A 19,039-nucleotide genomic window follows, 5' to 3' on the forward strand; every position below is an offset into this window, starting at 1 on the left:
TAAAACAACCATGAGAGTTCTCGGTATCGACCCCGGCCTGCGCACCACCGGTTTTGGCGTGGTGGACGTGGACGGCACCGAGCTGCGCTATGTGGCCAGCGGCACCATCAGCACCACCCATCTCGACAAAGACCTGCTGCCCGAGAGGCTCAAGGTGCTGTTCGACGGCATCCGCGAAGTGGTGGCGCGCTACCAGCCCGATGCCTCGTCCATCGAGATCGTGTTTGTCAACGTCAACCCCCAATCCACCCTGCTGCTGGGCCAGGCCCGCGGCGCCGCCATCACCGCGCTGGTATCGCTCGACCTGCCGGTGTCGCAATACACCGCCCTGCAAATGAAGCAGGCGGTGGTGGGCTGGGGTCGCGCCAGCAAAAGCCAGATTCAGGAAATGGTCAAGCGCCTGCTCCATCTGCCCAGCCTGCCCGGCCCCGACGCCGCCGACGCCCTGGGCCTGGCCATCACCCACGCCCACGCCCACAAAGCCATGGCCCGGCTGGCGCTGGCGGATGGGGTGATTGGCGCGGGGAAAGGGAAATACAAGGCGGGGCGGAGCCGTTGACCTGGTGCTGAAGCCTGAATGGCCGTCGGCATCTTCATCAATCGCGCGCGAGGCGTCTGTCCTTTGGTCAAAACATCGAACCACGCGTTGCTTTGCGCGTTCCGGACCCGCAGTATTTCCAGAAAACGGTTTCCGCATCCATATACCTGTCGGGTTTGATGACAGCCTGATATCCTCTGCCCATGCCCCGCCCCTCCCAACTTCTTCACCCTCCCCGCCCACCCGCACCCACCCGCGATGCCGCCACGGTGCTATTGCTGCGCGACACGCCCGACGGCCTCGAAGTGCTGATGACGCGGCGCTCCAGCAAGGCGAGTTTTGTGCCGGGTGCCTATGTGTTTCCGGGTGGCGGCATTGACGCTGCGGATGGCTGCTGCCACGCCCTGACGCAGCGCCGCGCCACGCAAAGCGCGCAGGCGCTGACGGAGGCGATTGCCGGGATTCGCGAGAGCTTTGAAGAGCTGGGCGTGCTGCTGGCGCGCCACCTGGATGGCAGCTGGGCCACGCAGGCCGAGATTGACGCGATGGACCGGCAAGGCGACTTTGGCGCGCAATGCACGGCGCGCGGCCTGACGCTGGCTGCCAGCGACATCCATGTGCTGGCGCGCTGGATCACCGACCGCGATTCGCCCAAGCGCTTTGATGTGCCGTTTCTGGTGGCGCGGATGCCTGAAGGGCAAGAGCCCGTGGCCGACGAGGCCGAGCAGTTCGAGCCGGTGTGGGTGCGCCCCGGGGACGCCCTGGCCCGGCACCAGGCGGGCAGCTTTTTTATGATCTACCCGACCATCATCACGCTGGAGCGCCTGCAGGACCTGGCGACGGTGGATGCCGTGCTGCAGGCCTGCGCGGTGTCAGAAGAGCCACTGTGGACCAGTTGCCCGCGCACCGGGCTGCTGGCCGGGCGCGAGCAGCGCCATATGGAACATGAGTCGGCCTACGGCGAGTTGGCGCTGGTTTGTCCGGACGGACAAATTGCACACCCGCTGGACTGGCAAAGCGAGCAGGCCGTGCCGCTGCTCAAGAACGTGCTGCGCCTGACCGCGCCCAATCCCGGCGCCATGACCGGCCCGGGCACCAACAGTTACCTGGTGGGCGACCCCGACACCGGTTTCATCGCCATCGACCCGGGCCCGGCCGATACCGCGCACCTGGACAAACTGTGGCGGGCGGCGGGTGGCGACATCCGCATGATTGTTTGCACCCATTCGCACCCCGACCATTCCCCCGGCGCCCGGCCGCTGCAGGCCATGTGCCACACCGTGCCGCCGATTCTGGGACTGCCAAGCAAAGAGACGGCGCGGGCCAATAGCATTTTTATGCCTGACAGGGCGCTGCAGAACGGCGAGGTTTTGGTGCTTGGCACGAATACCTTCGCGGCGGGGGCGCCGCTCCCACAGGGGGCCCCTGTAGGAGGCCCGCCCTCGGGCCGATGGATGTCCGACAACACCACCCACACGCTGCAGGTGATTTACACCCCGGGTCACGCGGCCAATCATTTGTGCCTTATGCTGCTGGAAGACGGCCTGCTGTTCAGCGGCGATCACATCCTGAACGGCAGCACCACAGTGATCGACCCGCCCGATGGCGACATGGACGACTATCTGGACTCGCTGGACCTGCTGCAGACGGCCTGCACCGAGCACCAGCTCAAGTACATCCTGCCCGCCCATGGCTATGTGCTCGGCGGACCGGATGACGAGGCCCGAGCCGCGATCGCCCGCCTTAAAGCCCACCGCCTGCAGCGTGAGGCCAAGGTGATGGCGGCCATGCAGGCGCACCCCGACGGCACGCTGGACGACTGGCTGTCACTGGTATATGCCGATGTGCCGCAGCGCATGTGGCCGGTGGCCAGGCGATCGCTGATGGCGCATGTGGCGCGCATCACCTCGTTGATGCCCTAAACACCGCAGCGGCATGCCGGCTGTCATCATTTTTTGCCTGGGCCTGCTGGTGGTGCTGTGGCTGGTGGGTGCACCCTGGCTGACCGAGCGCAAACGTCAAAGCCTGCGGACCCGACCCTTTCCCACCGCTTGGGGCGAAGTCTTGCAGCGACGCGTGCCCTATGTGCACCTGCTGCCCGCCGACCTGCAATTGAAGCTGCAGCAGCACATGCAGGTGTTTCTGGCCGAGAAGGCGTTCATCGGCTGCAACGGTCTGTCAATCAGCGACGAGATCCGGGTCACGATTGCCGCCCACGCCTGCCTGCTCATCGTCAACCGCCCCAGCAGCTACTACCCCAAGCTGCGCCAGATCCTGATTTATCCCGACAGTTTTGTGGTCCAGCGCGACCACGTGGACCACATCGGCCTGGCGCACCGCACACGCGAGGTGTTGGCGGGCGAGTCGTGGTCAGAGGGGCAAGTGATCTTGTCGTGGCAGGACACGCTGGCCGGTGCGGCGGTGGTAGATGATGGGCAAAACGTGGCCATTCATGAATTTGCCCACCAGCTGGATCAGGAAACCGGCAGCGCCAACGGCGCGCCCATGCTCAAGCGGCGGGCGCAGTACCAGCGCTGGTCCCACGTGCTGGGTACAGAATTTGCCACCCTGCAAGCCCGCGTGGCGCGTGGCGCGCCGTCGCTGTTCAGCGATTACGGCGCCACCGATCCGGGTGAATTTTTTGCGGTGATCTCGGAGGTGTTTTTTGAGCAACCCGGGGCCATGGCCGAAGAACACCCGGCGTTGTACCGGGAGCTCAGCCAGTTCTACCAGTTGGACCCGTTGAGCTGGTAGCCGTCAGCCAACCGCCCCGTCACGCCATTGGTTACCATTGCGACCAATGATCAAACCCCAAAAACCCAAGCCGCCCACCAAACCGCTCACGCAGGACGGCGAGCGCCTGTCGAAACGTGTGGCGCAGCTGATGCGTTGCTCGCGCCGCGAAGCCGAGCAGTACATCGAAGGCGGCTGGGTCAGCGTGAACGGCAAGGTGGTCGAAGAACCGATGGCACGGATGACGCATCAGACCGTGGTAGTCGACCCGCACGCCAGCCTGATGACGCTCACCGATGTCACGCTGCTGCTGCACAAGCCGCCCGGCTTCGAGGCCATGGCGGCGCCTGGTGAAGCTGGCAAACGTGTCAAACCGGCGCAACAACTGCTGCTGCCAGCCAATCATTGGGCGCAAGACCCGTCAGGTGTGCGCTTGCTCAAACACCACTTTGCCAAACTCAGTACCTGCGTACCGCTGGAGCTGGCCGCCAGCGGGCTGGTGGTGTTCACCCAGGACTGGCGCGTGCTGCGCAAGCTCACCGAAGACGCGGCCATCATGGAACACGAACTGGTGGTGGAGGTGGCAGGCGAGGTGGCACCCGAGCTGCTGCAGCGCCTGAATGCGGGCCTGAGCTCCGACGGCCAGCCGCTGCCGCCGGTCAAGGTCAGCGTCAACAGTACGTCGGACACGTCCACCCGGCTGCGCTTTGCCATGAAGGGCACGCACCCGGGGCTGATCGCCTACCTGTGCGAGCGTGTGGGCCTGCGCATCCAGGGCATCAAGCGCCAGCGCGTGGGCCGGGTAGCCCTGTCCGGCCTGCCCGAAGGTCAATGGCGCTATCTGCACGACGGCGAGCGCTTTTAAAACGCCCCGGCCGCAGAGGCGGGTCAGTCCATCAAAAAGCTGCCCTCGGCGCCGTCGCCAAGTGGCGGGTAGCGGGTGGGATCAGGCAGGTTGTAATGCCACCACTCATAGGGGTGATGCGTCCAGCCGGCCAGGGTCATCAGGCCCAATAGCAGACCCCGGTGGCGCTGGGCGATCACCGCAATGTCGGTCGAACCGTGAAAGGACTGTTCTGTCATTTCATCAAAGGCCGTGCCCATGTCCAGCGGCACCCCATGGGCGTCACACAAGATCAGGTCCACCGCGACACCGCGCGTGTGCATGGAGCCCAGGCGCGGGTCGGCAACAAACCGGGGGTCGGGCAGCGCGGCCCACAAGCGCCACTGCGCAGCGGCTGGCCGGTAGGCATCCAGCACCCGCAGACGCAGGCCCTGAGCGGCTGCCAGTTCGGCTGCGCGCACCAGGGCCGCCAAGGCCTCCTGATGCAAATAGGCGACCGCGTGGTCGTAAATGGTTTTCCCGGTGAAGTTGTCCGGGGTGGCGTAGCGCAGATCGATGTCGATGGCGGGGTGGCTGATTTCACGCAGTGGCATGGCTGCATTATCCGGTTGCAGGCCCCTGAAAAACTCAAACGCTGAACAGCTGGCCGCGCGCGGCGTCGGTAATGGCCAACACACAGGGATGGCTGATGCGCCGCTCGACCGAGATCGCGTAAAACTCTTCTACCAATTCGGCCGTGTGACCGATCACCTGCACGCCAAACTGGCTACAGGTTTCTTCTTCAAGCACGCGCGGGGCCATGAACACGCCCTGGCCCTCGCGGCCAAAGGCCTTCATCAGCGCGGCGTCGTCAAACTCGCCCACCACCACCGGCGCGATCTGGTGGCTGGCAAACCAGCCTTCGAGCTGCTGGCGCACCGAGGCCGTGGCGCCCGGCACCAGCATGGGCACGCCATCCAGGCAGGCGGGGAACTTGCCAGCCAAGCGCGGCAGCAGGCCGGGTGCAGCAAAAAAACTCATCACGCTGCTGCCCAGCGCATGGCTGTAGGCCTTGACGCTGACGCGCCGGGGCATGGGCTCGTCGGCAATCACCAGATCAAGCCGGTGCAGCGCCAGTTGCGCCAGCAGGTCGTCAAAGCTGCCTTCGCTGCACAGCAGCTTGACCGGCTCGGCGATCGAGAAAGCCGGTTCCAGCAGCCGATAGGCGATGGATTTGGACAGCGAATCAGCCACGCCCACCCTGAAATCCAGCCGCCGCTGGGCGCCGCGTACCTGGCGCAGGCTGCTTTCCAGCTCGCTGCCTAGGTTGAATATCTGGTCGGCATAGCCCAAGGCCAGGCGGCCGTGCTCCGTAAGTTCCAGGCCGCGGCCACTCTTGCGAAACAGCTTGCGGCCGAGCCAGTCTTCGAGCAGCTTGATCTGCCCCGAGAGGGTTTGCGGGGTGGTGTGCAACTGCTCGCCGGCGCGCATGATGCCGCCCGCACGGGCCGTGACCCAAAAATAGTAAAGATGCTTGAAATTCATGTGAATGGCCTCAGGTATTTGGCTATTGTTCATTTTTTTCGAAGTAAATTCATTAATTATTCGAATTTACACGAAGTGATTTGAACCTTATAGTTTGAGGTGTGTCTGATTTACCGACACTGACAGGAGGAATTAATATGCGTTTAAGTACCAAAGGACGGTTTGCCGTCACCGCGATGATCGATGTGGCCCTGCGCGAAAAGCTGGGTCCGGTGCCGCTGTCTGACATTGCCGAACGCCAGCAAATTTCGCTGTCGTACCTGGAACAGATGTTCAGCAAACTGCGCCAGCAGGGGCTGGTGACCAGCACGCGCGGTCCCGGCGGTGGCTACACCCTGGGCCAACGTGCCGATGCCATCACCGTGGCTGACATCATTGGCGCCGTCGAAGACCAGGAGCCCAAGGCGACTGCGCAACCGGCTTGCGCCAACCCCGACATGGCGCAAGATCTGTGGGACACCATGAACGCCAAGGTGCTGGACTTCATGCAGTCGGTCACGCTGCGCAGCCTGGTGCTGGACCAATTGGCCAAAGGGGTGAAGGTTGAACAAAAACCCGCACCCAATCGCGGTGTATTCAAGAAACCGGTGCAGCAGCCGGTTCGCACCAACGCGCCCAATTCGGTGTTTGCGCTGGGTCAGACCTTGCTGGCGCGGGGATAAAGTGTGAAGCCCACCGATAAGCCGGATTCTGTGCACAGAAGTTGCCTTCTGTGTGACTGCCATTAATCTGGGCTACTGATCACTCAGTAGCTCGGTGCTACCTACCCGCACACTCCGGGGGCCCCATCAACGTGTGCCTATTTGGTATTGCTGCGCGTAGAGATTGCCCGTTTCACCCGAACTTAATCGGCTCGTCTCTGTTGCTCTGATCCTCACCTTATACCCAGGACTTGCGCCCCGGGCTTTCAGTGGACAGCCGTTAGCTGCTACGCTGCCCTATGCAGTCCGGACGTTCCTCCAGTGCTCTGTTTCCAGAATTGCACCAGCGGCAGTCTGGCGGGCTTCACCGGCCCATTATCGCGGCTAAAGCGGGCTTAGAGCCCGGGGTTCTATCCATATACCCCAAACAATCGATCAATTGGTTCAAAATGACTGCTCCATCACTTTGAGGAGTCCCCGCATGAAAGCCGACAACATCCTGCAAACCATTGGCAACACGCCCCACATCCGCATCAACCGCCTGTTTGGCGACACGCACAAGGTATGGGTCAAGTCTGAGCGCAGCAACCCTGGTGGCTCCATCAAGGACCGGATCGCCCTGTCCATGGTGGAAGCCGCGGAAGCCTCCGGCGCGCTCAAACCCGGCGCCACCATCATCGAGCCCACCTCGGGCAACACCGGTGTCGGTCTGGCATTGGTGGCCGCGGTCAAGGGCTACAAGTTGATTCTGGTGATGCCAGACAGCATGAGTGTCGAGCGGCGGCGGCTGATGCTGGCCTATGGCGCTTCGTTTGACCTGACCCCGCGTGAAAAGGGCATGAAGGGTGCGATTGCGCGGGCTGAAGAATTGCTTGCCACCACCCCCGGCAGCTGGATGCCGCAGCAGTTCGAAAACCCGGCCAACATCGACGCGCATGCGCGCACCACCGCGCAAGAAATCCTGGCTGACTTTCCTGGGGGCATTGACGTGCTCATTACCGGCGTCGGTACCGGCGGCCACATCACCGGTGTGGCCCAGGTGCTCAAGACCAAATGGCCCAAGCTGAAGGTGTTTGCGGTCGAACCCGTGCTCTCGCCGGTGATCTCGGGTGGCGCGCCCGGCCCACATCCGATCCAGGGTATTGGCGCCGGTTTCATTCCCAAAAATCTGCACACCGACCTGCTCGACGGCGTGATCCAGGTCGATGCCGAACCGGCCCGCGAATACGCCCGCCGCAGCGCCCGTGAAGAAGGCCTGCTGGTGGGTATTTCCAGCGGCGCCACGCTGGCCGCCATTGCGCAAAAACTGCCCGAGTTGCCCGCTGGTGCAACGGTACTGGGCTTTAACTACGATTCCGGCGAGCGCTATTTGTCGGTCGAAGGTTTTCTGCCCAGCTGATGGACGTGTGACGGCAGAACGCCATGGATCGTCACTAAAACTAAAATGCGCTGCTTCTGCTTGATAAACACAAGCCCAACCGGCACGCAACATGATCCGACTCTCTGAACTCAAGCTCGCGCTTGACCACACGCCCGACGACCTCAGCACGCTGATTCTGCACACGCTGGTGATAGAGCCAGAGGATTTGGTCGAATGGCACATCTTCAAGCGCAGTTTCGATGCCCGCAAGGCGCAGGTGCGGGTGGTTTACATCGTCGACGTGACGCTGGCCAGCCCTGCGCAGGAAACCGCTTTGCTCAAGCAACACGCAGGCAATCCGCACGTCATTGCCACACCCGACATGAGTTACCGGCTGGTGGCGCAGGCCCCGGCCGGTCTGGCGCTGCGCCCGGTGGTGGTGGGTTTTGGCCCTTGCGGCATTTTTGCGGCGCTCATCCTGGCGCAGATGGGTTTCAAGCCGATTGTGCTGGAGCGCGGCAAAAAGGTGCGCGAGCGCACCCAGGACACCTGGGGCCTGTGGCGCAAGCATGTGCTCAACCCGGAAAGCAATGTGCAGTTTGGCGAAGGCGGCGCCGGCACGTTTTCCGACGGCAAGCTGTGGAGCCAGATCAAGGACCCGCGCCATCTGGGGCGCAAGGTGATGGAGGAATTTGTCAAGGCCGGCGCACCGCCCGAGATCCTCGTGGAGTCGCACCCGCACATTGGCACCTTCAAGCTGGTCAAGGTGGTGGAAAGCCTGCGCGCCCAGATCATCGCGCTGGGGGGCGAGATCCGCTTTGAGCAGCGCGTCACCGACGTGCTGGTGGAAGACGGCCCCCAAGGCCGCCAGGTACGCGGCCTCACCGTGCTCGACCAGGCAAGTGGGCAGTCGCATGAGATGCGCGCCGACCAGGTGGTGATGGCGCTGGGCCACAGCGCACGCGACACCTTTGCCATGCTGCACGAGCGCGGCGTGACGGTGGATGCCAAACCGTTTTCGGTGGGTTTTCGCATTGAGCACCCGCAAAGCGTGATCGACCGCGCCCGCTGGGGCCGCCACGCCGGTCACCCGAGCCTGGGCGCGGCCGATTACAAGCTGGTGCACCACGCCAGCAACGGCCGTGCCGTGTACAGCTTTTGCATGTGCCCCGGTGGCACGGTGGTAGCGGCCACCAGCGAGCCCGGCCGCGTGGTGACCAATGGCATGAGCCAGTATTCGCGCAACGAGCGCAATGCCAACGCGGGCATGGTGGTGGGCATTGAGCCCGTCGACTTTGACCAGGATGAAGCCGCATTTGTGCACGCCTTTGGCAGCGCTGCAGGCCTGCGTTATGCGGAAGAATCCGAACGTCTGAAAGCGCGAAATCCCAGCGCAACGCACCCGCTGGCGGGCATCAACCTGCAGCGCCGGCTCGAATCCGGCGCCTACCTGCTGGGTGGCAGCAACTACGAGGCGCCGGGCCAACTGGTGGCCGACTTCATAGCGGGCCAGGCGTCAACCAGCTTTGGCACGGTACTGCCCTCTTACAAGCCGGGCGTCAAGCTGGGCGACCTGCACCCCGCCCTGCCGCACTACGCGATTGCCGCGTTGCGCGAGGCGTTGCCGGCCTTTGGCCAGAAGATCAAGGGCTTTGACATGCCCGACGCGGTGCTGACCGGGGTGGAAACGCGCACCTCGTCACCGCTGCGCATGCCGCGCGGCGATGATTTTCAAAGCGTCAATACCCAGGGGCTGTACCCGGCCGGCGAAGGCGCGGGTTATGCGGGCGGGATTTTGTCGGCCGGGGTCGATGGCATCAAAGTGGCCGAGGCACTGGCCAGGCAGCTGGCCAGTGCGGGGTAACAGCCTCAGGCCTGGGCGTTTTGCAAGGCCACAATGCGGTCTTCAATGGGCGGGTGGCTGGAGAACAACTTGCCAATGCCCCCGGTGATGCCAAAAGCGGCCACGCTCTTGGGCAATTCGCCGGGCTGCATGCCGCCCAGACGGGCCAGGGCGTTGATCATGGGCTGGCGCCGTCCCATCAATTGCGCAGCACCCGCGTCGGCGCGGAACTCGCGGTGGCGGCTGAACCAGGCGACCACGATGGCGGCCGCAAAACCCAGCACGATGTCGAGCACGATGGTCGTGACCATGTAGCCGATACCGGGGCCGGTGTTTTCGCTGTCGCCCTTGCGCAGGAAACTGTCCACCGCATAACCAATGACACGGCTCAGGAACACCACAAAGGTGTTCATGACACCCTGGATCAGCGTCATGGTGACCATGTCGCCATTGGCGACGTGGGCGATTTCATGGCCAATGACGGCCTCTATTTCCTCATGCGTCATGCCTTGCAGCAAGCCGGTGCTGACCGCCACCAGCGCCGAATTCTTGAAGGCTCCGGTGGCAAAGGCATTGGGCGCACCCTCAAAAATACCCACCTCGGGCATGCCGATGCCGGCTTTGTCGGCGAGCTTGCGCACGGTCTCGACAATCCAGGCTTCATCGACATTGGCCGGCTGGTTGATGATGCGCACGCCGGCAGTCCACTTGGCCATGGATTTGCTGATCAACAGCGAGATGATGGCACCACCAAAACCCATGACCAGCGCAAAACCCAGCAAGGCGCCCAAATCGAGTCCGTTGGCCGTGAGGTAGCGGTTCACGCCCAGCAGACTGGCCACAATGCCCAGCACCGCCACGACCATCACATTGGTCAGAACAAACAACAAAATGCGTTTCATGTTTTCCTTTTTCACTCAATCAAACGGTAGCCCCGTTCCGGTGAGCGAATGGTAGTGGCGAAAGGCCGGAAATCAAGTCGGGGAGTGCCTAATTCCCCCACATCAAGTGCCCATTTAACGGGCGCCCTGCACGTCAGGCCGTGATGCCCATGGCGTCGAGCGCCGTTGCCAAGTGGGCCACGCTGCGGTCGGCGTTGTGCAGCTTTTCCAGACCGAACAGGCCAACGCGGAAGGTTGAAAAATCGGCGGGCTCGTCACACTGCAGCGGCACGCCGGCGGCGGTTTGCAGGCCCAGCGCCAGGAATTTCTTGCTGTTCTGGATGTCGGCATCACTGGTGTAACTCACCACCACGCCGGGGGCCTTGAAGCCCTCGGCAGCCACACTCCTGATACCGCGGCTCTCGAACAGGGTGCGCACCCTGGCACCGAGCGCCGCCTGCTCAGCCTTGACCTTCTCGAACCCGTAGGCGCGGGTTTCCTGCATGACCTCGCGCAGGCGGGTCAGCGCGTCGGTCGGCATGGTGGCGTGGTAGGCGTGACCGCCTTTTTCGTAGGTCTCCATGATCTGCAGCCACTTCTTCAAGTCGCAGGCAAAGCTGGTGCTGGTGGTGACGTCAATGGCAGCGCGCGCCCGACTGCTCAACATCACCATGGCGCAGCAGGGCGAGCCGCTCCAGCCTTTTTGCGGCGCACTCACCAGCACATCGACCCCGGTAGCTTCCATGTCGACCCACATGGCGCCCGAGGCGATGCAGTCCAGCACAAAGAGACCGCCCACTTCATGCACCGCATCAGCCACGGCTTTCAGGTAGTCGTCGGGCAGCATCATGCCGGCGGCAGTTTCCACATGCGGGGCAAACACCACGTCAGGCTTGTTGGCGCGGATGCTGGCCACCACCTCGTCCACCGGGCAGGGAATCCAGGGCGATTGTTTGTCCGCCCCGGTGCGCCGGGCCTTGAGCACGATGGACTCTGCCGGGATCTGCCCCATGTCAAAAATCTGCGTCCAGCGGTAGCTGAACCAGCCATTGCGGATCACCAGCGCCTTTTTGCCGGTGGCAAACTGGCGCGCCACGGCTTCCATGCCAAAGGTACCGCTGCCCGGCACCAGCACCGCCGAGGGGGCGTGGTAAACCTCCTTGAGGATGCTGGAGATGTCTTTCATCACGCCCTGAAAGCGTTGCGACATGTGGTTGAGCGCACGGTCGGTGTAGACCACAGAGAACTCAAGCAGGCCATCAGGGTCGATGTGGGGAAGAAGTCCGGGCATGGAAAACGCTCCTGTGAATGGGTTGTCAATGCGTTTAGCTTAGCACGGGGGGTGAACCGTGAACACCCTGAATAACCCAGTCAAACCTGAGGCGGCACCTGGTGCACCGTTTGAACCAGCCAATCCAGGAAAATCTGGGTCGCCGCCAGGTGGTCCTGCCCTGCGGGGCGCACCAGGTAATAGGCACGCTGGTTGTCCAGGGGCCGGTCACAAGCCACCACCAGGTCACCGCGCGCCAGTTCGGAGTCGATCAGCAAGCGCGGCACCAAGGCCAGGCCCATGCCATGGACGGCCGCAGCCACCGTCATGGAAAACAGCTCAAAACGAGCCCCTGACAGGGCCTGCGGCGCGACCACACCTTGTGCCTCGAACCACTGCCGCCAGGCGTCGGGGCGAGTGCTTTGCTGCAGCAAGGGGAGTCTCATAAGCGCTTCCGGCAACAACTTGTCCAGCCCTTGCAGCAGGCTGGGGTGGCACACCGGCAGCACCACTTCGTCGAGCAATTTGGTCGCCTGGGTGCCGGCCCACTGGCCAACTTGCTCGGGCGTGCCGGCAAACAGCGCGCAATCGAACGGCGTGTCGGCAAACATGAAGGGCCGGGTGCGCGTCTCGATGTGCACGGTGAGTTCGGGCTGCACCCGTTTGAGCCCGGGCAAGCGCGGAATCAGCCAGCGCGTGGCAAAGGTGGGCACAGCCGCCAGATGCAACACGCTACCCCGCCCCTGTGTGCTCATCACGTCAAGCGTATCCTGCTCCAGCGCCTGCAGGCGCAAGGCCACCTGCGCTGCGTAGTCGCGCCCGCGCGCGGTCAAGCTGACGCCATGGCGGGTGCGTTTGAACAAGGCCACGCCCACAAAATCTTCCAGCGCGGTAAGCTGGCGCGACACCGCGCCCTGGGTCAGTGCCAGCTCTTGTGCAGCACGGGTGTAGCTCTGGTGGCGGGCCGCTGCTTCGAAGCAGGCCAGTGCCTGGAGAGAAGGGATCTTTCTGCGCATGATGTGCGTAATGTACACAAAACTGTTCAAATAAGTCTATTTATCCGCTTTAATTGACTCAATATATGATTTTTTCTCAATTCAAAGTGAGAACAAGTCGTTTGCCAAGTCGCTCGCATGGGCGCTACCATTGCGCTATTCAACATCCACCGGAGAACCCCATGGCCAAAGCAAGCTTCAACTGGCAAGACCCCTTTTTGCTCGACAACCAACTCAGCGACGACGAGCGCATGATCAAGGAAGCTGCCGCTGCCTACTGCCAGGACAAGCTGCAGCCGCGCGTGATCGAGGCCTTTCGCAAGGAGCAAACCGATGTCGCCATCTTCCGCGAAATGGGCGAACTCGGCCTGCTTGGGCCCACGATCCCCGAAGCCTATGGCGGCCCCGGCCTGAACTACGTCGCTTATGGTCTGATCGCCCGCGAAGTCGAGCGTGTGGACAGCGGTTACCGCTCGATGATGAGTGTGCAAAGTTCACTGGTGATGGTGCCTATTTTTGAATTTGGCAATGAAGCCACCAAACAAAAGTACCTGCCCAAACTCGCCACCGGCGAGTGGATCGGCTGCTTCGGCCTGACCGAACCCAACCACGGCTCGGACCCGGCCAGCATGCTGAGCCGCGCGGTCAAGGTGCCCGGCGGCTACAAACTGTCAGGCAGCAAGATGTGGATTTCCAACAGCCCGATCGCCGATGTGTTTGTGGTCTGGGCCAAAGAAGTGTCCGAGTCCGGCGCGGTCGGCCCGATTCGCGGCTTTGTGCTGGACAAGGGCGCGGCGGGTTTGAGCGCCCCGGCCATTCACGGCAAAGTGGGTTTGCGCGCCAGCATCACTGGCGAGATCGTCATGGACGGCGTGTTCTGCCCCGAAGAAAATGCCTTCCCCGAAGTGCAAGGCCTCAAAGGCCCGTTCACCTGCCTGAACAGCGCGCGTTACGGCATTGCCTGGGGCGCGCTGGGCGCCGCCGAAGACTGCTGGCACCGTTCGCGCCAGTACGTGCTGGACCGCCAGCAGTTCGGCCGCCCGCTGGCCGCCAACCAGTTGATTCAAAAGAAGCTGGCTGACATGCAGACCGAAATCGCACTCGGCCTGCAGGGCTGCCTGCGCCTGGGCCGCATGAAGGACGAAGGCACGGCGGCGGTGGAAATCACCTCGATCCTGAAACGCAACTCCTGCGGCAAGGCGCTGGACGTGGCGCGCCTGGCGCGCGACATGATGGGTGGCAACGGCATCAGCGACGAGTTCGGCGTGGCGCGGCATCTGGTGAACCTGGAAGTGGTCAACACCTACGAAGGCACGCACGACATCCATGCGCTGATTCTGGGCCGGGCGCAGACGGGCATTGCGGCGTTCAACTAATTGGGGTCAGATTCCAATTGATTTCATTTTTTTGTGAGACGGCAGTTTTGGATGGTCTGTGAGGGCAGCGGGCGGGGTACTGGGCTCCGCCTCATACGCGCTTCGCTTTGCGAAATCGGCGAATCCCAATACCCCACCCGCTGCTGTGCACGCTCTGCTTTGCTGAGATTGAAACTGAAATGCAAGCCCAAGTTGTTATTCATCTTTGCAAACGCACGCTCGACCCAGGCCATGGGGGCTTAGGCTAGGGGCCGATTTCGCAAAGCGAAGCGCGTATGAGGCCCCCAGCCTAAGCTCCCATGGCCAGTCACCAAAACCAACCTGCTAACGAATGAATCCTGGCTTAAAGGCCAAAAACAAAAATGACAACACAAGCCGCCCTCTCCCACCTCAAGGTTCTCGACCTCTCGCGCGTGCTTGCCGGCCCCTGGTGCACCCAGATGCTGGCCGACCTGGGTGCCGACGTGATCAAGGTCGAACGCCCCGGTGCGGGGGACGACACGCGCCACTGGGGGCCACCCTTCCTCCAGGATGCGCAAGGCAAGGACACCAACCAGGCCACCTATTTCACCGCCTGCAACCGCAACAAACGGGCCATCACGCTCGACATGGCACAAATCGAGGGCCAGGCGCTGATCCTCAAAATGGCGGCGCAAAGCGATATCCTGGTGGAGAACTTCAAGGTCGGGGGCTTGAAACAGTACGGACTGGATTACGACAGCCTCAAAGCGGTCAACCCGCGCCTGATTTACTGCTCGGTCACCGGCTTTGGCCAGGACGGACCGTACGCCGAACGCGCCGGTTACGACCTGATGATCCAGGCCATGAGCGGCCTGATGAGTATCACCGGCCATGCCGACGGCGAGCCCGGCGGCGGCCCGATGCGCATGGGCGTAGCGCTGATTGACGTGCTCACCGGCATTTACGCCTGCAGTGCCATTTTGGCCGCGATCGAAGTGCGGCATCGCACGGGGGAGGGCCAGCACATCGACATGGCACTGCTGGACGTGGGCATGGCGGTACTGGCCAACCAGGCGGCAGGTTTTTTGAACACTGGCAAGGTACCGCAGCGCCAGGGCAATACGCACCCGAGCCTGGCGCCTTACCAAACCTTCGAAACCCTGGACGGCAGCATGTTGCTGGCGGTCGGCAACGACGGCCAGTTTGCCCGCTTTTGCGAAGCCGCCGGCCACCCCGAGTGGGCAAAAGATGCACGTTTTGCCAGCAACACCCTGCGCGTCCAACACCGCACCGCCCTGATTCCGGCGCTGCAGGCGGTCACGCGCACGCGCAGCACGGCGCAGTGGATTGCGCTGCTCGAAGACAAAGCCGTGCCCTGCGGTCCGATCAACGACATGGGTCAGGCCTTTGCCGACGCCCAGGTGCAGGCGCGCGGCTTAAGGGTGGACCAAGCCGTCGCCAGCTGCCAGCCAGCCGCAGGCGCGGTGGCAAGCATCGCCACGGTGGCCAGTCCACTGCGCCTGATGGCGACGCCGCCGGTGTTGCACCGTCCGCCGCCCGCCTTGGGTGAGCACACCGACGAGGTGCTGGCTGAATTAGGGCTGGATGCGGCGCAAGTGGCAGGCTTGCGCCAACGCGGTGTGGTCTAGCGATGAAACCAGCGCGGCGGACGCCCGTCAGGCACGGGCTACGGCTTCGAGGTGGACGGCATCAAATTTCAGATGGTGCATGCTCTCGCGCAGGATCAGCAGCGTGGCGGCGAACTGCAGGTCGGCCGGAATGCCGGCGCTCGCCGCGGGACGTCCCATCGACAAAGCGGCCAGCAGGTTAAACAGGCGCTCTACCTGATTCAGTGAAAGTACGCTGGCCGCCCCGTCGGCAAGCCCTGCGCTGCGCCCGAGCGCTTCAATGACAGCCGCCGGCGCACGCACCGTGGCCTGCGGCGCCGCGATGACTGGCACGCGGCTGAGCTCGTCCTCGACCACCATGATGGCGGCCTCCAGCTCACCCGCTGACGGTGGGCTGTGGCCAAAGCACTCCGTTGCGGTTCGGCTGAAACCCATGGCCAGTGACAGCGTTTGTGCGGCGGCACCGCTACCCGCCCAAAAGACCGTCTGGTGCGCCCCAATGTGCAGCACCGGCTGAACCGTATCGGACCGGGGTGCCGCAGGCGTCATGTCATTCAACCTTTAAAACACCGTTGAGCCACTGCAGAAAATCGGCCTGCATGGCCGCGCTGATGCCGTGGTCGATGGGGTACCGCCGACTGCGATGCGCCACCCCCAATTGCGACAACAAAGCCTCCGAGCGCTGCGCCCACAGCACCGGCAACTTGCTATCAAAGTCGCCATGGCCGATAAAAGCCTGCAGCGCGGCCAGGCGTGCCGGTGCGGCCAGATGGGGTTCGAGTTCAGGCAGGATGCGACCGGACAAGATGCCGAAACCGGCCACGCTTTCAGGCGCCGTCAAGGCGACGCTGGCGCTCAGGATGCCGCCCTGGCTGAAGCCCGCAATCACGGTCTGCTGCGGTGCAATGCCGTAGGCCGCTTGCACCTGCGCGACAAACCGGATCAGGTCCAGGCGGCTTTGCTCGGCCTCCTGCGCTTCGATGCGCGGGCCACTGGCGGTGAAGGCAACGCGAAACCAGGCAAATTGACCCGGCCCCAAGGTCAAGGGACCGCGCGGCAACACCACCAGGGTGTCGGGATTGACGTCGTTCGCAAGCTCAGCCAGGTTGGACTCGGAACCACCCACGCCATGCAGCAACACCAGCAAGGCCCTGGGCCTGTCCGGCTGGGGTTGCCGGATGCGAAACGCCAAGGCAAAGTCGGCGCCCTGTTGCAAGGGCGACACCCCTGGGTTCAAGAAGCTCATGCTGCCACCTCTGCGACCGGGCTTGCCGCGTTGCGCAAACCCCAGCCATAGGACTCCATTGACAGCACACCATAGGTGATGTCGCCGGTAATGACCTGCGCGGCCTCGGCCTCGTGGCTGGCGCCCAGCGCCACCAGCAAAGGCAAAAAGTGTTCCTGCGTGGGGTGGGCACGCTCGGCATGTGGCGCCAGGCGGCGGTAGTCCAGCAGCGCCGCCACGTCGGCGCGGCTGACGGCCTGACGGACCCAATGGGCGAACTCGACAGCGTAGTCGACAGCAGGCGCTGCAGGGCGCTGCAGCTCGTAGAGGTTGTGCGTCATGCTGCCGGAGCCCACGATCAGCACGCCCTGGTCGCGCAGCGGCGCCAGCGCCCGGCCCAAGGCCAGCGCCCCGGCGGTATCCAGATGGTGCGGCATGGAGACCTGGAACACTGGCACGTTGGCTTGCGGCAACAAGTGGAACAGTGGCACCCAGGCGCCATGGTCGAGACCACGATGCGCCTCCGCGCTCACAGACCAACCCGCCTGAGCCAACAGCTGCAGCGCGCCCAAGGCCAGCTCGGGCTGACCCGGCGCCGGGTACTGCAGCGCATACAGCGCAGCCGGGAAGCCGCCAAAGTCGTGAACGGTTTCAGGGGTCGGTGTTGTCAGTACCTGCAGCTCGCGGGTTTGCCAGTGCGGCGACACCACCAGCACCGCCTTGATACCTGTGAGTTGTTGCCCCAGGGCGCGCAGATTGGCGCCAAGGAGCCCGGGCTCCAAGGCCAACGTGGGGGCACCATGCGAGATGAAGAAAACGGGCGCGCGCAGCTGGGTCGTGTTCATGGCAATTTCCAGAAGGTTGAGAGGTGTAGCTGAACCGAGTATGCAATAACCCAGGATTTAATCATTCAAATAAATCGAATCACAACATCAATCAGATTGAACCGATTTGGATTAATAGACCCATAAACTTCTTTCCATCGCAGCAGGATAAACCCTGTCCAACCCATTTCCGGAGAAGCATTTTGACCCCACCCCTGTCCGCCCGAGTGCCAACAGCCGCCCGCTACAGCGCGACGGCCATGGTTTTGCACTGGTTGCTGGCGCTGGTCATCGTGACCATGTTTGTGGTTGGCGTGTACATGACCGATCTGCCTTTTTCCCCGCAGCGACTGAAACTCTACAACTGGCACAAATGGGCGGGCGTCACGTTTTTGGCGCTGACGGTATGGCGCATGGTGTGGCGCGTCACACACCGTCCACCGACATTGCCCATCACCGTGACCAGGAACATGCCGGGCTGGCAAATCCGGGCCTACCATGCCACGCACCATCTGATATACCTGCTGTTTTTTGCCGTGCCGCTGGTCGGCTGGGCCTACAGCTCGGCGGCCGGGTTCCCGATTGTCTGGTTTGGCCAGATGCCCCTGCCCGATTTGCTGCCCGTCAACAAGGAGCTGGCTGAACTCATCAAGCCTTTGCACAAGCTGATGGCGCTGGCGCTGCTGGCGCTGGCCGGTCTGCACATCGCCGCGGCACTCAAACACCACCTGGTGGACCGTGACGGCCTGCTGTCACGCATGTTGCCCACCCGTTCCTGAACACACCGCCTGTCACGGAGTCCACACCATGAATTTTTTCGCCCTCATTCCCGCCGTCCTGACCGTGGCATTCAGCGCTGCTGCCATGCCCGCTGCGGCCCAGCAAAAGCTGCTGACCAGCCAGAGCAGCATCGCCTTCGAAGTCAAACAGATGGGGGTGCCGGTGCAAGGGCATTTCAAGAAGTTCGATGCCCAGATCAGTTTTGACGCGGCCAAACTGGCAACCAGCAAAGTCACCTTGGCCGTCGACATCGCCAGCGCCACGCTGGGCGCGCCTGAAATGGATGCCGAGCTGCCCAAAGCCACCTGGTTCAACACCGCCAAATTCCCGCAAGCCCAATTCACGTCCTCCGCCTTCAAGTCCCTGGGTGGAGGCAAGTACGAAGTGGCGGGCAAGCTTGCCATCAAGGGCCAAAGCCACGATGTGACCGTGCCGCTGGCCATGTCACAAAACGGCGCCACCACCACGGCAACCGGTGTGCTACCCATCAAACGGCTGGCATTCAGGATCGGCGAAGGCGACTGGGCCGACACCTCGATGGTGGCCGATGACGTGCAGGTCAGATTCAAGTTGGCCCTGAGCGGGATCCCCAAGCTGCCCTGATCGACCGATCAAG

At 63.0% G+C, this 19,039-nt stretch carries 19 protein-coding genes and 1 other RNA gene; 11 read left to right on the top strand and 9 right to left on the bottom strand.

The features are described 5' to 3' along the window. The first annotated feature begins 10 nt into the window (after positions 1-10). The 4 genes from ruvC to NDJ10_RS08300 all read left to right on the top strand — a co-directional run bounded on the left by ruvC (position 11) and on the right by NDJ10_RS08300 (position 4,136). Positions 11-559 (top strand): crossover junction endodeoxyribonuclease RuvC, encoded by a 549-nt coding sequence (ruvC, locus tag NDJ10_RS08285; RefSeq protein WP_296161038.1) that lies wholly within the window; start codon positions 11-13, stop codon positions 557-559. A 182-nt stretch (positions 560-741) separates the two neighbouring features. Further along, complete coding sequence (locus tag NDJ10_RS08290; RefSeq protein ID WP_296161040.1) at positions 742-2,460, top strand: MBL fold metallo-hydrolase; 1,719 nt, start codon at positions 742-744, stop codon at positions 2,458-2,460. Between the two features lie 13 nt (positions 2,461-2,473). After that, the gene (locus tag NDJ10_RS08295; RefSeq protein WP_296161043.1) at positions 2,474-3,292 is read left to right on the top strand and encodes a M90 family metallopeptidase; all 819 of its coding nucleotides are present in this window, start codon (positions 2,474-2,476) and stop codon (positions 3,290-3,292) included. 46 nt (positions 3,293-3,338) lie between these two features. Beyond that, positions 3,339-4,136: an RNA pseudouridine synthase gene (locus NDJ10_RS08300; protein ID WP_296161045.1), complete on the top strand. Its 798-nt coding sequence runs from the start codon at positions 3,339-3,341 to the stop codon at positions 4,134-4,136. A gap of 23 nt (positions 4,137-4,159) precedes the next feature. On the opposite strand, the gene ddpX is transcribed toward NDJ10_RS08300, so the two are convergent. After that, the gene (ddpX, locus tag NDJ10_RS08305; RefSeq protein WP_296161047.1) at positions 4,160-4,708 is read right to left on the bottom strand and encodes a D-alanyl-D-alanine dipeptidase; all 549 of its coding nucleotides are present in this window, start codon (positions 4,706-4,708) and stop codon (positions 4,160-4,162) included. A gap of 34 nt (positions 4,709-4,742) precedes the next feature. Then, positions 4,743-5,639, bottom strand: coding sequence for a transcriptional activator NhaR (nhaR, locus tag NDJ10_RS08310; RefSeq protein WP_296161200.1), 897 nt, complete (start codon positions 5,637-5,639; stop codon positions 4,743-4,745). A gap of 137 nt (positions 5,640-5,776) precedes the next feature. Between nhaR and NDJ10_RS08315 the strand changes: the two genes are divergently transcribed. Beyond that, complete coding sequence (locus NDJ10_RS08315) at positions 5,777-6,301, top strand: Rrf2 family transcriptional regulator (protein ID WP_296161049.1); 525 nt, start codon at positions 5,777-5,779, stop codon at positions 6,299-6,301. Between the two features lies 1 nt (position 6,302). Here NDJ10_RS08315 and rnpB read toward each other — a convergent pair. Further along, an RNA gene (rnpB, locus tag NDJ10_RS08320) (RNase P RNA component class A) lies at positions 6,303-6,646 on the bottom strand. Between the two features lie 115 nt (positions 6,647-6,761). On the opposite strand from rnpB, the gene cysK reads away from it, so the two are divergent. Further along, entirely contained in the window at positions 6,762-7,679 is a 918-nt protein-coding gene (cysK, locus tag NDJ10_RS08325; protein WP_296161051.1) for a cysteine synthase A, read from the top strand. Positions 7,680-7,770: 91 nt separating this feature from the next. Then, positions 7,771-9,504: an FAD-dependent protein gene (locus tag NDJ10_RS08330; RefSeq protein ID WP_296161053.1), complete on the top strand. Its 1,734-nt coding sequence runs from the start codon at positions 7,771-7,773 to the stop codon at positions 9,502-9,504. Positions 9,505-9,509: 5 nt separating this feature from the next. Here NDJ10_RS08330 and htpX read toward each other — a convergent pair whose 3' ends face one another. The 3 genes from htpX to NDJ10_RS08345 all read right to left on the bottom strand — a co-directional run bounded on the left by htpX (position 9,510) and on the right by NDJ10_RS08345 (position 12,650). Then, a complete protein-coding gene (gene htpX / locus NDJ10_RS08335; protein WP_296161056.1) occupies positions 9,510-10,385 on the bottom strand; it encodes a protease HtpX in 876 nt (291 codons plus the stop codon). Between the two features lie 133 nt (positions 10,386-10,518). Next, on the bottom strand, positions 10,519-11,655 hold the full coding sequence (locus tag NDJ10_RS08340; RefSeq protein WP_296161057.1) for an aminotransferase class V-fold PLP-dependent enzyme: 1,137 nt from the start codon (positions 11,653-11,655) through the stop codon (positions 10,519-10,521). A gap of 80 nt (positions 11,656-11,735) precedes the next feature. After that, complete coding sequence (locus NDJ10_RS08345; protein ID WP_296161058.1) at positions 11,736-12,650, bottom strand: LysR substrate-binding domain-containing protein; 915 nt, start codon at positions 12,648-12,650, stop codon at positions 11,736-11,738. A gap of 161 nt (positions 12,651-12,811) precedes the next feature. On the opposite strand from NDJ10_RS08345, the gene NDJ10_RS08350 reads away from it, so the two are divergent. Further along, positions 12,812-14,005 (top strand): acyl-CoA dehydrogenase, encoded by a 1,194-nt coding sequence (locus NDJ10_RS08350; protein WP_296161059.1) that lies wholly within the window; start codon positions 12,812-12,814, stop codon positions 14,003-14,005. Between the two features lie 362 nt (positions 14,006-14,367). Then, the gene (locus NDJ10_RS08355) at positions 14,368-15,615 is read left to right on the top strand and encodes a CaiB/BaiF CoA-transferase family protein (RefSeq protein ID WP_296161062.1); all 1,248 of its coding nucleotides are present in this window, start codon (positions 14,368-14,370) and stop codon (positions 15,613-15,615) included. Positions 15,616-15,642: 27 nt separating this feature from the next. Here the strand turns inward: NDJ10_RS08355 and NDJ10_RS08360 are convergent, their stop codons facing one another. From NDJ10_RS08360 to NDJ10_RS08370, 3 genes are read right to left on the bottom strand one after another with little or no spacing between them, the layout of a single operon-like run. Further along, positions 15,643-16,143, bottom strand: coding sequence for a hypothetical protein (locus NDJ10_RS08360; protein WP_296161064.1), 501 nt, complete (start codon positions 16,141-16,143; stop codon positions 15,643-15,645). Between the two features lies 1 nt (position 16,144). Beyond that, positions 16,145-16,840, bottom strand: a complete 696-nt coding sequence (locus NDJ10_RS08365) for an alpha/beta hydrolase-fold protein (protein ID WP_296161066.1) — start codon at positions 16,838-16,840, stop codon at positions 16,145-16,147. Further along, complete coding sequence (locus NDJ10_RS08370) at positions 16,837-17,664, bottom strand: class III extradiol ring-cleavage dioxygenase (RefSeq protein ID WP_296161068.1); 828 nt, start codon at positions 17,662-17,664, stop codon at positions 16,837-16,839. Before NDJ10_RS08370 ends, NDJ10_RS08365 begins: the two co-directional genes overlap by 4 nt. 182 nt (positions 17,665-17,846) lie before the next feature. On the opposite strand from NDJ10_RS08370, the gene NDJ10_RS08375 reads away from it, so the two are divergent. Both NDJ10_RS08375 and NDJ10_RS08380 read left to right on the top strand, forming a co-directional pair. Continuing rightward, the gene (locus tag NDJ10_RS08375; RefSeq protein WP_296161070.1) at positions 17,847-18,422 is read left to right on the top strand and encodes a cytochrome b; all 576 of its coding nucleotides are present in this window, start codon (positions 17,847-17,849) and stop codon (positions 18,420-18,422) included. 28 nt (positions 18,423-18,450) lie between these two features. Beyond that, positions 18,451-19,026: a YceI family protein gene (locus NDJ10_RS08380; protein WP_296161072.1), complete on the top strand. Its 576-nt coding sequence runs from the start codon at positions 18,451-18,453 to the stop codon at positions 19,024-19,026. Positions 19,027-19,039 lie beyond the last annotated feature (13 nt).

The organism is Rhodoferax sp. (assembly GCF_023700745.1).
Taxonomy (GTDB): domain Bacteria; phylum Pseudomonadota; class Gammaproteobacteria; order Burkholderiales; family Burkholderiaceae_C; genus Rhodoferax.